This is a genomic window from Anisomitus miae (SeqCode), from assembly GCF_054906395.1.
Map to the genome: position 1 here is coordinate 50,271 of NZ_JBRACL010000010.1, position 13,437 is coordinate 63,707.

Below are 13,437 nucleotides of genomic sequence, written 5' to 3' on the forward strand. Positions count from 1 at the left end.
TCTAATTTTCCTCCAGGTCCAGTAAATCATAACATCTAGCAATCTTGCTATCATCTAGTGAATTATATATGTGTACCATTTTTCTATCCTTTAAAGACACTTCATTCATCATTCCCATAATATTAAGTCTTCGCTTAAGTTCCATACTGGTGCCATATATACCGTCAAAAGTTTTTATATTATTTCCAAGAATTTCTTTTAACACATCCTGAACAAAAAAATAATGTGTGCACCCAAGGACAACACAATCAAATACATTATAAAATTTAGCTAATTCTTCATATAGATACTCATATATCTCATCTCTATGCATACCTTCCTCAATCATGTGTGCTAAATCTTTAAGCGCTACATAATTAATTTCAATATTTTTGTAAAAATCTATTAGTTTTTTAAACTTATCTCCATTTATAGTAAATGGAGTAGCCAATACGAGTATCCGTCCACTCAATTTGTTATTTTTTATATACGCTACTGCAGGCTTTATTGCAGGCTCCATAGCTATTATAGGGATATCAGGTTCATATATTTGCCTCAATGCATTAACTGCAGCACTACTAGCCGTGTTACAAGCTAAAACAATTGCCTTACAGTTGTTTTCATATATTAAAAAATCACATATATTTACACACAATTTAGTTACCTCAATCTGAGTTTTACTTCCATATGGTAAATTTTTGGAATCTCCAAAGTATATGAATATCTCATTTTTTAGAAGTCTTATAGCATTTTTTAAAACAGCAATTCCCCCAATACCTGAGTCAAGAAAACCAATATTTTTGTTTTTTAAAACCATATTATAATCCTCTCCAAATCGACAATTAAGTGAATTTAATTATACCATGATTCCACACCCCTAGGTGACTTTCTATAAATAAAAAACTACCAATACATAAAACTCTCATAATTCGATTTAAATACTAATGTTTTTAGTAAAATCAAAAATTACTTTGATGTATTTTCGACCTTCATTTATGAAGAACATAATTTAACTTTCAAAACATATCTGATCATAAAAAAATAATGTAATGCTATTACTAAAAAATTTAAGTATTATAATATTATGTACTTGATTTTAGTTGCTAATCCATGTAAATGAAATTCTCAAACCATATCATGATGTATATTTAACAATTAGTCAAGAATATAAGTACTAATATTAAAAACACAAACTATAAAATCTTATACAAAAGGTTAAGTCATTACAATATTTTTTATATTTTACAAACCTATACTCATGTAATATCTAAATAAACATCAGAACTATTCAAAAGTTCGTACGTAATTTTTAAATATCTCACATTAAGTAAAAAGTTGGGAAAATTTTCTTAATATATCAACTCATACCCTAGTACAAATTTTCTATTTTTACTTAAAGCAGATGTAATAATCTAAATTTCGATATTTAATTCTAAGCTTAATTACACAATATGATTTCAATATACAACTAAACTCAAGTTAATATTTGAATAATAAATAGAAAGGGGAAAATATAAAATACTTAAATGTATTTTGTATATTAAAATGTATGCCTAGTGATTTAATATACACAATAAAAAAAGAGTATATATCTAAGGAGTATTTGTTAGATTTATTCAAGAAACATCCCGAAATTAAATTTGTATCGCTAGTAGGTATAGATTTAGATGGAAATGATACAGATGAAAAAATACCCATAAACATATTTATAAACGATATAGATTTATTTTTGAATGGATGTGCAGTACAAACTGACGGATCATCTGTTATATTGACGGGAATTGCAACACTTAATAACGCAAAAGTTGATATCATAGTAGACAAGAACTGCAATTGGTTTGTGGACTATAATTTCAAAAACATGGATACCAAACTTTATAAACCTACTGGTACTTTAAAAATTCCAAGTTTTTTAGTACACAACAATAAATATATAGATTCAAGATCTATATTAAACAGATCTGTAATATTTTTTAAAAACCAACTCCTAAATCTTATAAAAAATAATCCTCATGTTTTAAATAACATAAATTACAACGATATAAAAGATATAGTTATTAATGTGGCTACTGAGTTAGAATTTTGGGTTAAAACTCCAGAAGAATTGGTAAACATTGAGGATTTAACAACTTCCCAATATTTACATGAACAGTATTGGAATGTAACCAAAGGAATCGTAAGAACAGCCCTTGAAGAATCTCTTACAATGATTAAAAACTACGGTTTAGAACCTGAGATGGGTCACAAAGAAGTCGGAGGAATAAAATCAAAAATTGACGCATTGGGTAAATATCATATACTTGAACAATTAGAGATAGATTGGAAATATTCAACTATTCTTCAAGCTTGTGACAATATTTTGATAGTTAAAAGCATAATAAAGGAAGTTTTTAGAAGTCATGGTCTCGATACAATATTTGACGCTAAACCTATAGAGGACGTATCTGGTAACGGAGCTCATCTTCACTTTAGTGTATTTTTAAAACTTAAAAATGGTAAAAATATAAACCTATTTCATAACAATAAAAATGAGTTTATGAGTTCAATTGGTTATGGAGTTCTTATGGGGATACTTAAAAATTATGATGTTATAAGCCCATTCGTATCTAATACTATTGATTCATTAAATAGGCTAAAACCAGGATTTGAAGCACCAGTTTGTACAGTTGCATCCTTAGGTGTTTCAAAAGATATTCCATCTAGGAATAGATCTATATTAATTGCACTAATACGTGATTTAAAAAATCCATATTCTACAAGATTTGAGTTAAGATCTCCAAATCCTAAAACTAATATTTACCTAACATTAGCTTCCATAAACGTTTGTTCAATAGATGGTATAAAATTTTCAATAAACAAAAATGAAGAATTCTTATTAAAAGAACTATCTAAAGATTATGGTGAGGAATCAGAATATTTAGAAAAATTTAAGATATATAGGAGTGAAGAGAACGTATTTGAAAAATATAACGATGAAAATAGAGATAAATTTTTTCATAAAAGTCCAAAAACAGTGTATGAAAACTTAGAGACTTTAAATGATTGTAATTGTTCTATATTAACTGAAAGTCAAGTATTCACTCTAGATATAATAAATAGTTTTAAACAATCTTCAATGAACAAATATCTAATGGAAATAGAGCATAGAATATTGCAAAAATACAGAAACAATGTAGAAATAATTATTAATAACTACAATAATGATACAAGATTATCTTCTATGATTCTCATAATGTTAAACGAATTAAAATTTAAATTATTTGTAGATACATTTAAGAATTTGAGCCTTTATTCTAAAATTAAGCTCTTTATCAAAGATAAAGATTTCAAAAATGTTTCAAAAACACATTTGGAGATTGAAAATGTATTAAATGTATTCAAAAATATACACTCCATGTAAAATTAAAACAGTCTTAGCGAATATTTGCTAAGGCTGTTTTTTAAATCCATACTTGATTATGTAGAATAAAAATATAAAACTTAAAAATCCAAATATTGGATAAATTATAGATATAAGTTTTGAAAATCCAAATACAGATATGGGTATAGCTATACACAAAATTATGAATAGTGCTCTTGAAAATGTACAATTAATCCTTTGAGATAAACTCCTAGCTAAAGAATAAGTACTCGAAATTTCTGTTGACAACATTTCACACCATATCAAAATCAGTATAATTAATTGAAATACTTTACCAAATATTCTTCCTATATACAAAAGTGGTATATCGTATCGTGAAATATAAGGCATATTATTTAAGATCATATAATTAATTATAATACTTATTAGAATTAAAAAAAAAGCACCCACAATTATCCCATTCCTAAAACTATTCTTTTTATTTTCAATAGCTAAAGGTGCTAAAATTCCAGATGCACTTAAAAGATTAAATCCACTATATAACATACTCGATAAAACTATATTATTGTGAATACTTATCCCATTGTTTAAAGTTTCAGCAAATGATACCTGTATATTAATGGGTGAAAAAAATACTTCAGATAATATAAACATTATAAGTATAACAAATATCATTACTGGAACGGTTATTGCATTAACCCAAAACAATCCTTTCATACTAAATTTTAAAATTAATACTGTAGCAATCACCATAAAAAAAATACCATAAAATTTATGAATCGAAAAAAATTCATTTATTATAGATCCACTAGCTGCAAAAATTATAGATGACGAAAATAGATAATATAAACTCGTAAAAATATTTAATATTCTAGCTGGAAATTTAGGACAAACTTCATTTATGAGTTCGCTATAGGAAGATAAATTTTTCTTATGTGAAATATTGCAAATCATATTTCCAATTACTACATATATTACAAAACACATTATGAGTCCTAAAAAACTCTTTAACCCATATACAGAAAAAAATTGGTAGATTTCTTTTCCTGATGCAAGTCCTGCTCCCACAATGGTACCTATAAATATACATGCTATTCTAAATGTATTTATAAATTGAACACCCAAACCTCTCACCTTTTTATTTTTTATGATATTTAATTTTTATTTTTTTCTATGGTAGAATATGATTCTATTGATTTTTAAAATTTTGTAAAGGAGAGATTGATCTTATGATTTGGGGTGATAAACCTTACTACTCTCTTGATTATTTCTTAAAACAAAAATTTAAAGAAAAAGTTATGAAAATAAGTTTAGATGGTGGATTTACTTGTCCAAATAGGGATGGAACCATATCATTTGGAGGATGCACTTTTTGTAGTTCAAGAGGATCAGGTGAATTTTCTGGTAATAGGTTAAAATCTATAAATGAACAGTTTAATGAACAAAAAACAATGATGAATAAAAAGTGGAAATCAAAAAAATATATTGCGTATTTTCAAGCTTACACAAACACTTACGGTCCAGTTAAATACTTAAAAAAATTGTACGATGAAGCTCTGAATCAAAAAGGAGTAGTTGGATTGTCAATAGCAACAAGACCTGATTGTCTATGTGATGAAATCATAGATCTTTTAGTTCAATATAATGACAAAACATTCTTAAACGTAGAGCTTGGTCTTCAAACATCAAATGATATCACAGGAAAATTAATAAACAGAGGTCATGACTCGGAGTGTTTTAAATACTCAGTCGAAAAATTGCGAAAGAACAACATAAATGTAGTAGCTCACGTAATATTTGGTCTACCTTACGAGACAAAAGATCAAATGATGAATACAGTTAAATTTATTAATCTTCTGGATATACAGGGTATCAAGTATCATTTGCTTTACATAATAAAAAATACAAAACTCTATAACGAATATCTAAAATGTAAATCTATATACACTCTGTCTAGAGAAAGTTATATAGAGATTTTAGGAGAAGCTTTATCCATAACTAATCCAAACATTGTGATACATAGAATTACCGGAGATGCAAAAAGAGAAGATATTATCGAACCATTATGGAGTATTAAAAAATGGGAATTGTTAAATTCAATTCATAAATATTTATTTGAAAATAACATATACCAGGGCAAATTTTTTCATGATTACCCATAAATATTGATTTAACACAGTCCATTGTGTATACTTTCCTTATAGAAATATTTTTTAATTTGGAGGAATGGTAATTGAAAAATTCTTCTGTTATGTCTGTTAGAAATGTAGTTGCAATAGGTATCGGTTCCTCCGTTTTCTTAATTCTAGGGAGGTTTGGTTCCATACCTACTGGAATTCCAAATACAAATCTTGAAATCTCGTATGCGTTTTTAGCATTAATGTCTCTAATATACGGTCCCTATTCTGGGTTGCTGATAGGCTTTGTTGGTCATACTCTCAAGGACATGTTATTTTTCGGAACTCCTTGGTTTAGCTGGATAATAGCTTCGTCAATAATCGGTTTTATAATTGGTATAGGATCAAAATTTATTAAACTTAATAAATTTAATAAGCTTGAAATTTTGAAATTTAATCTTCTTCAAATTATAGCAAATGTTATATCTTGGATGGTATTAGCCCCAACTCTAGACGTGTTAATTTACCCTGAACCGCTAAATAAGGTGTTTATACAAGGTATTTTTGCTTCTATATCAAACATTTTTACAGTGTCCACAGTCGGTACAATTTTTCTAATCATATATTCCAAATCTAAAATAAAAGAAGGTAGTCTGTATAAAGAATTTTAAAAATACCTAGCTTAGAGGTGCTTGTTTGAAATGAAAAAAAGTGTAGTTAAATTTAGGAATTTTAGCTTCAGGTACAATTCACAAAGGGATTACACTCTTAAAAATATTAACCTAGATATTTATGAAGGGGAAAGGGTGCTGATTCTTGGTGCATCTGGATGTGGAAAAAGCACTTTGTGTAGTTCCATAAACGGTATAGTTCCGTTTTTTTACAGCGGACAGATAGAAGGCTATTTAGAAATTAATGGTAAAAAAGTATGCGATTTATCAATTTTTGAAATTTCAAAATCTGTGGGTACAATACTTCAAGATCCTGATAATCAGTTTATAGGTTTAACATCAGCGGAAGATATAGCTTTTAAGCTTGAGAACTTGTGTATAGACCAAAAAGTTATGCATAAAAAAGTTTTAGAAACCTCAAAGATTGTGGAAATGGAACGTTTCTTAAATTACAATCCTCAAAATCTATCTGGTGGGCAAAAGCAGAAAGTAACATTGGGTGGAGTAATAATCGATGACGTTGATATATTGTTGTTTGACGAACCCCTTGCTAATTTAGATCCAAAATCATCAGAAGATATAATTAATCTAATGAGCAGAATTTCTAAAGGAAATAAAACATTAATAGTGGTTGAACATAGACTTGAGGAAATACTAAAATTGGATCTGGATAGAATAATTTTACTCGATGATGGGGAGATAGTGTTTAATGGAACTTCAAGCGAGTTACTATGTGCTAATATTTTAAAAAATTATGGTATAAGAGAACCATTGTATGTAAGTGCACTAAAATACTGCGGAATAAACATTAAGGATTATCTTTACTCCAACGATCCAGACTTTAAGTTCATCAGTGAATCCGTAAATAATTTTTGTAAAAGTATAGAATCTCCTCTCCCAAAACCGATCACTAAACCCCCAATTTTAAGATGTGAAAATATAAGTTTCTCATATGATGAAAATAAAAAAGTCGTAAATAATGTGTCATTTGACTTATTTGATGGTGAGATTTTGTGCATTGTTGGAAAAAATGGGGCTGGTAAGTCAACAATTTCCAAACTCATGTGTGGTTTTATTAAAAGTTCATCTGGAAGTTTCATATTCAAGGGAAAAGATATTAGTAACTACGCTATATATGATCGTTCAAAGATAATAGGATATGTGATGCAAAATCCAAATCAAATGATAAGTCATACAACTGTTTTTGACGAAGTTGCATTTGCATTGAAAAATTTGAAATTAAGTCGTAACGATATAACCAATCGCGTGAGTCATATTATGAAAATATGTGGTGTGTATGAGTTTAGAAATTGGCCGATATCTGCACTTAGCTTTGGACAAAAAAGACGAGTTACTATCTCATCGATTCTAGTAATGAATCCAAAAATAATAATTTTAGATGAACCGACCGCTGGTCAAGATTTTAAAAATTACATCCAAATCATGGAGTTCATTAAGAGTTTGACCCTTAATGGTATAACTGTAGTCATCATAACTCATGACATGTATTTATTAATGGAATATGCAGATAGGTGTATCGTGATGTGCGATGGAATTAAAATAGGAGATGATATTCCTTTAAATATATTATCAAATGCAGAAATTGTAAAAGAATCAAATTTAAAACAAACTTCGTTACACGAACTAGGTAAAACTCTTAATATAGATGACAAATATTTTATAAATAAAATTATAAGCTATGACAGGAGTCTGAGAAAATAGATGAAATTAGTACTTGGGTATATTAAAAAAGAGTCGTTTATACATAATTTAACTGGAGCAACTAAATTACTTTGTTTTACTTTATGGTGTATATCCACCATAATGACTTACGATACAAGAATATTAATGTTAATGATACTATTTGGATTGTATTTATTTAAGGTAGCAAAATTAAAATTGAAAGATGTGTCTTTTGCGATTTTACTCATAATGTTTTTTTTACTCTTAAACAATATATTCATATACATTTTTTCGCCGGATATAGGAAATGAAATTTATGGCTCCAAGACTATCTTACTTCATGTATTTGGTCCATATTCAATCACTCTGGAACAATTGTTCTATCAATTAAATATAACTCTCAAATACTTTAGCGTTATACCTTTGGCTTTGATATTTGTGCTTACAACAAATCCAAGTGAGTTTGCGTCTTCGCTGAACAAAATAGGTGTAAGCTACAAAATATCGTATGCGGTATCATTATCACTTAGATACATACCTGATGTAATGAGTGACTACAAAAACATATCTTTGTCAAAACAAGCTAGAGGAATTGATTTATCCAAAAATGAACGAATACACAAAAAAATTAAAAATTCAATTTTGATCTTGATTCCCATAATTTTTTCAAGTATCGACAAAATAGAAAAGATCTCGTGTGCTATGGAGCTTAGAGCGTTCGGATACTCTAAGAAAAGAACGTGGTATACATATAAAAATTTTAAACTACAAGATATAATATCAATTACAATATTTGTTTTTATCATGCTGATCTCAATAATATTTTTGTTTATAAATAACGGTAGATTCTTTAATCCATTTTTATAAAGTAAAGGGAAGAATTTAATTCTCCCCTTTATCGTACTCATTAATAATTTCATTAATTTTATCCAAACACCTTCGACCTTTACAAGCTCCTCCAGAAGCACCCGTATTTTTTCTTACATCATCTACTGTACGTGCCCCTTCTTTTATACACTCCTTAATAGTATACTTAGTTACTCCTTTACAAAGACACACCTTCATCATCCTGTCACTTATAGTTTCATCTTTACCCATTAAGAAAGTCACCTCCAAAATTTTACAAATATGAGATTGTTCTAAGTAAAACAAATTCATCGATATACTCATTGATGATACATTTTTATATTTCAAAAAGCAATATATTTTTCTTTATTTAACATACATTTCAATGTATAATATCCTTAGCCTTATTTTTGAAGAATGCTTTATATTTTAGAGGTATAGATGTTGATGATTGATCAAATAGAGAATAGCTCTGTTTATAGAAATTACCTTTTATCATACTTATTACTGTGTTTGTTTTTTTCTACATCAATAGAGCTAATACATAAGCCAAATATTTTAGAATTTATAGAATCTTTGTTGTCAACAAACCTATTTACCCTCTTCTATTTGATCGTGTTTTCTATATTTTCAAGTATATACGTTTTTGTATTTAATAAGCCTATAATATTTTGTGTTGTTCATTATAGTTACTGGTGTATACTGGCAATTATAAGTAATGCTACTACTTTTTTTAGACAGACCCCTTTAGTAATTGAAGATTTCACTTTGATTGGTGAAGCAACTGAAGTGGGTATTAAGTACTTAAACAAACATTTTATAATTAACTTTTTCTTACTGTTTTTCTGTATTATTCTCACATTGGCTATTACAATTAAATTTTTTAATAATATTAAAATGTCTATATCAATATTTAAAAATAAATATTTGAATTTGTGTTCTGCTTTACTGTTTCTAGTTGCATTTTTTGTATCAAATGATTGTTTGTTTAGATTTGGAAATTATATAACCAGTACAATAAGTGATTTTGATTTAGTGAACACTTATTATAAAAATGGATTTATTTATTCGTTTTATCAATATACAGACAGTTTTATATCTGGTATTAATAATTTTGGATATGATATTAATAAGATTTCTGAGATTAAAACATTGCTCAACGGTATTGAAAGTAATACTAGTACCACTTTTAGTGATAATATAATTTTGATTCAATTAGAGTCTATGTTCGATCCATTAAAACTCAATGGAGTTAAATTTTCAGAAGATCCTCTTAAAAACCTTCGTATGTTGAGTGAAAATAACTCTCATGGTGAAATCATTGTTCCTGTAGTTGGTGGTGGAACGACACAGACGGAATTTGAAATATTAACTGGAATAAATATTAGGAATTTATTTTCAAAAATGCCTTATTTAAATTTACTTAATCATAATTCTGTAGAAAGCTTTGCAAATATTTTAAAAAACTATGGATACTCAACAACTACAATACATAATTACTTTTCAAATTTTTATAACAGAATCAATGCTTATGCAAACTTGGGTTTTGACACGTTTATACCGTTAGAAACTATATCAGATAGGTCTTTAAATAACAATTTTTGGTATAAAGACGAAATTATAATTAATGAAATTATTTCTAAAATTTTATCCACTAAGGAAAAAGATTTTATATTTGGTGTAACCGTAGAGGCTCATGGTCCTTACAAAGTAGAAATAGATGGAGATATAAGGGTAGAAAGTTCCATATTAACCGAAAGTGAGAAGAAAGAATTAGAAAACTATGTGAACATAATAAAACATACAGATAAATTTATAATCGATCTAATAACTAGCTTGGATAAAATCGATGAAGACTACATTTTAATATTTTATGGCGATCATCTGCCATCCCTAGGTAATCAATTTAGTACATTTTATAAGACCATAGATAATGAGAGTGATTTATTCAAGACTCCATATTTAGTAGTAACATCAGATAAATCCAAAATAATAGATTTAGATAAAAAATTTTTACATTCTTATGAATTTATTGGTAGTATTTTAGATTCTTTAGATTTAAGTACCACCATATATCACAAGTTTAGAACTACTTTTACAAATAATGAAAATATACACGAATATGAAAATCAATTATTGATGGATATTAAATATAAAAATATGTATCATAATAATACTTTTCCTTATAAAAATGGTAATATTAAAATAGGAAATAATCCTCCAATAATAGATGATATAATAATTGATGATGATACAATATACATATTGGGTCAGAATTTTAATCCGAATTTAAAAGTGCTTATAAACAAAGATTTAAGAAATCTCGAGTATATATCAAGTACATGTTTAAATTTATCAAACTACGTGCTTCAACCAAATGATATGGTAAAATTAATCACATTTTCCAACAAAAATTCACCTTTAAATTCAGGCAATTACTTCGAATTCAAAGGTTAAAAGGAAGGGTTAAATTTTATGAATAAAAACACATACTACATAACAACACCCATATATTATGCCTCTGGTAACCTCCACATAGGACATACTTATACAACTATAATGAGCGATTGCATAGCACGGTTTAAGAGAATGCAAGGTTATGATACAATTTTCTTAACTGGCACAGATGAACATGGTTTAAAAATACAACAGAATGCAGAAAAAAATTTAAAGGATCCTAAAACCTATGTTGATGAAATAGTTGACAAAATTAAAGATCTTTGGAGTCTTTTTAATGTAAAATATGATAAATTTATTCGAACAACTGATGATTATCATATAAGGACTGTACAAAAGATATTTGAGAAACTGTATAAAAATGGTGACATATATAAAGGTAACTATAAAGGTCATTATTGTATCCCTTGTGAGTCATTTTTTACAGAATCACAACTAAAGAATGGAAAATGTCCTGACTGTTATCGTGAAGTTGTACTACAAAATGAAGAGGCATATTTTTTCAAAATTAGTAAATATGCTGATAGGTTAGTTAAACATATTGAAGATAATCCAGATTTCATACAACCTGAGTCCAGAAAAAATGAAATGATTAATAATTTTATAAAACCCGGACTTCAGGATTTATGCGTATCTAGAACTAGCTTTAAGTGGGGAGTTCCAGTAAGCTTTGACTCAGATCATGTAGTATACGTTTGGATCGACGCACTATCTAATTATATTTCTGCTCTCGGTTATGAAAATGATGAAGAATGTCTTATGAACAAGTTTTGGCCTGCAGATTTACAAATTGTAGGTAAAGAAATCGTTAGATTTCATGTTATTTATTGGCCAATTTTGTTATTTGCACTAGATCTTCCTTTACCAAAAAAAGTATTTGGTCACGGATGGTTGTTAATCGATGGAAATAAGATGTCAAAATCGCAAGGTAGTGTAATAGATCCTGTTGTATTATCAAAACATTTTTCAGTGGATGCAATAAGATATTTTCTTCTCAGGGAAATTGCATTTGGTAATGACGGTATATTTAATAATAGGTCATTTATTCTAAAAATAAATTCTGATTTATCAAATCTACTTGGAAATTTAGTATCTAGAACAGTCTCCATGGTAGAAAAATACTTTGATTCTTATATTCCACCTAAGGTAACTCTTTTAAATATAGATTTAGAACTAATAAATATTGTTAAAAACATAAAAAATATTGTAATTGAAAATATGAATAATTTAAAAATTTCAATAGCATTGAGTGAAATTTTTAACGTGATTTCTATATCCAATAAGTATATTGATGAAACAAAACCTTGGATTTTAAGTAAGGATGAACGTAGCAAAGAAAGACTCGGTACCATTTTATATAATCTATGTGAAACAATAAGGGTTGTATCTGTACTCTTGTATGCATTCATGCCTGAAACGTCTAGAAAAATAAAATATATGTTAAACTACAGTAGAGATGATTTTAACTCTATTGAAAACTTTGATGGTACAGTTCCTGGAACATTAATAAAAAAAATGGACAATCTATTCCCAAGAATAGATGTTGAAAAAAAATTAAATGAATTAATGGGTAATAATTAAAAATAAAGTAGATAGATTTGTTCTTCTATCTACTTTATTTTTAATATAGTTTTGGATTAATATATATATTTTTTTATTTATTTACATTACTTAATTAAGAATTTTTAAATACTTTTTAAACAATACTACCTATATTAATGCGATGATTTTATATTTTTAATATTCATTAAACCATATATAGGTAAAAGATTTAATAAATCTTGAAAAATAAAAATATTAAAACTAAAATATTAACACTAACATAATTTCATCAAACTTATGGAGGTATTTTTATGAAGGTTATATTAACAAGTGATATTAAGAATATAGGTAAAAAAGATGATTTAGTGGAGGTTTCTAATGGATATGCAAGAAATTTTCTCTTTCCAAGGAATCTTGCAGTTGAGGCCAACGCTTCAAACATAAATATACTAAACTATAAAAAAGAAAAAGAAACACAAATGCATATCGAAAGGATTATTGAGTTTCAAAATATTGCTAAAAGTATACAAAATAAAGAGGTTACAATAAAAACTAAAGTAGGGAATAGTGGAAAACTCTTTGGTACAATCACATCTAAAGATATATGTAATCATATAAACTCGGTATTTAATTTAGATTTAGATAAGAAAAAGATATCGTTTGATAACGTTAAATCTTTGGGTAGCTACCCAATTTCTATAAAATTATGCCCGGAAGTTTCAGTTAACATGGTATTAAGAGTTATTAGTGAGGATGATAATTAAATTTTTTAGTATTTAAG

At 27.3% G+C, this 13,437-nt stretch carries 11 protein-coding genes; 8 read left to right on the forward strand and 3 right to left on the reverse strand.

All coding sequences use genetic code 11. The features are described 5' to 3' along the window. Position 1: 1 nt before the first annotated feature. A complete protein-coding gene (murI, locus tag AALI31_RS07475) occupies positions 2 to 796 on the reverse strand; it encodes a glutamate racemase (protein ID WP_489885904.1) in 795 nt (264 codons plus the stop codon). 732 nt (positions 797 to 1,528) lie between these two features. Here murI and AALI31_RS07480 point away from each other — a divergent pair. After that, positions 1,529 to 3,379 (forward strand): glutamine synthetase, encoded by a 1,851-nt coding sequence (locus AALI31_RS07480; protein WP_489885905.1) that lies wholly within the window; start codon positions 1,529 to 1,531, stop codon positions 3,377 to 3,379. 27 nt (positions 3,380 to 3,406) lie between these two features. Here AALI31_RS07480 and AALI31_RS07485 read toward each other — a convergent pair whose 3' ends face one another. Then, complete coding sequence (locus AALI31_RS07485; RefSeq protein WP_489885906.1) at positions 3,407 to 4,465, reverse strand: YkvI family membrane protein; 1,059 nt, start codon at positions 4,463 to 4,465, stop codon at positions 3,407 to 3,409. Positions 4,466 to 4,569: 104 nt separating this feature from the next. On the opposite strand from AALI31_RS07485, the gene mnmL reads away from it, so the two are divergent. The 4 genes from mnmL to AALI31_RS07505 all read left to right on the forward strand — a co-directional run bounded on the left by mnmL (position 4,570) and on the right by AALI31_RS07505 (position 8,678). Further along, positions 4,570 to 5,502 (forward strand): tRNA modification radical SAM protein MnmL/YtqA, encoded by a 933-nt coding sequence (gene mnmL / locus AALI31_RS07490; protein WP_489885907.1) that lies wholly within the window; start codon positions 4,570 to 4,572, stop codon positions 5,500 to 5,502. Between the two features lie 89 nt (positions 5,503 to 5,591). Continuing rightward, positions 5,592 to 6,128 carry an ECF-type riboflavin transporter substrate-binding protein gene (locus tag AALI31_RS07495; protein ID WP_489885971.1) on the forward strand — a complete coding sequence of 179 codons (537 nt, stop codon included), beginning with the start codon at positions 5,592 to 5,594 and terminating at the stop codon, positions 6,126 to 6,128. 30 nt (positions 6,129 to 6,158) lie between these two features. Then, the gene (locus tag AALI31_RS07500; RefSeq protein WP_489885908.1) at positions 6,159 to 7,850 is read left to right on the forward strand and encodes an ABC transporter ATP-binding protein; all 1,692 of its coding nucleotides are present in this window, start codon (positions 6,159 to 6,161) and stop codon (positions 7,848 to 7,850) included. Continuing rightward, positions 7,851 to 8,678 carry an energy-coupling factor transporter transmembrane component T family protein gene (locus AALI31_RS07505; protein WP_489885909.1) on the forward strand — a complete coding sequence of 276 codons (828 nt, stop codon included), beginning with the start codon at positions 7,851 to 7,853 and terminating at the stop codon, positions 8,676 to 8,678. It abuts the gene before it with no gap. Positions 8,679 to 8,693: 15 nt separating this feature from the next. Here AALI31_RS07505 and AALI31_RS07510 read toward each other — a convergent pair whose 3' ends face one another. Continuing rightward, the gene (locus AALI31_RS07510; protein ID WP_489885910.1) at positions 8,694 to 8,909 is read right to left on the reverse strand and encodes a (2Fe-2S)-binding protein; all 216 of its coding nucleotides are present in this window, start codon (positions 8,907 to 8,909) and stop codon (positions 8,694 to 8,696) included. A 645-nt stretch (positions 8,910 to 9,554) separates the two neighbouring features. Here AALI31_RS07510 and AALI31_RS07515 point away from each other — a divergent pair. The 3 genes from AALI31_RS07515 (at position 9,555) to rplI (ending at position 13,420) form a co-directional block, all read left to right on the forward strand. Then, on the forward strand, positions 9,555 to 11,114 hold the full coding sequence (locus tag AALI31_RS07515; RefSeq protein WP_489885911.1) for an LTA synthase family protein: 1,560 nt from the start codon (positions 9,555 to 9,557) through the stop codon (positions 11,112 to 11,114). 18 nt (positions 11,115 to 11,132) lie between these two features. Continuing rightward, entirely contained in the window at positions 11,133 to 12,695 is a 1,563-nt protein-coding gene (gene metG / locus AALI31_RS07520; protein WP_489885912.1) for a methionine--tRNA ligase, read from the forward strand. Between the two features lie 272 nt (positions 12,696 to 12,967). Then, entirely contained in the window at positions 12,968 to 13,420 is a 453-nt protein-coding gene (rplI, locus tag AALI31_RS07525) for a 50S ribosomal protein L9 (RefSeq protein WP_489885913.1), read from the forward strand. Positions 13,421 to 13,437 lie beyond the last annotated feature (17 nt).

Bases quoted from the DNA above. Each gene is read 5' to 3' on its own strand.
- AALI31_RS07510 (WP_489885910.1), bottom strand. From the start codon at position 8,909: ATGGGTAAAGATGAAACTATAAGTGACAGGATGATGAAGGTGTGTCTT.
- AALI31_RS07500 (WP_489885908.1), top strand. From the start codon at position 6,159: ATGAAAAAAAGTGTAGTTAAATTTAGGAATTTTAGCTTCAGGTACAAT.
- mnmL (WP_489885907.1), top strand. From the start codon at position 4,570: ATGATTTGGGGTGATAAACCTTACTACTCTCTTGATTATTTCTTAAAA.
- AALI31_RS07495 (WP_489885971.1), top strand. From the start codon at position 5,592: ATGTCTGTTAGAAATGTAGTTGCAATAGGTATCGGTTCCTCCGTTTTC.
- AALI31_RS07515 (WP_489885911.1), top strand. From the start codon at position 9,555: ATGTCTATATCAATATTTAAAAATAAATATTTGAATTTGTGTTCTGCT.
- metG (WP_489885912.1), top strand. From the start codon at position 11,133: ATGAATAAAAACACATACTACATAACAACACCCATATATTATGCCTCT.
- AALI31_RS07480 (WP_489885905.1), top strand. From the start codon at position 1,529: ATGCCTAGTGATTTAATATACACAATAAAAAAAGAGTATATATCTAAG.
- murI (WP_489885904.1), bottom strand. From the start codon at position 796: ATGGTTTTAAAAAACAAAAATATTGGTTTTCTTGACTCAGGTATTGGG.
- AALI31_RS07505 (WP_489885909.1), top strand. From the start codon at position 7,851: ATGAAATTAGTACTTGGGTATATTAAAAAAGAGTCGTTTATACATAAT.
- rplI (WP_489885913.1), top strand. From the start codon at position 12,968: ATGAAGGTTATATTAACAAGTGATATTAAGAATATAGGTAAAAAAGAT.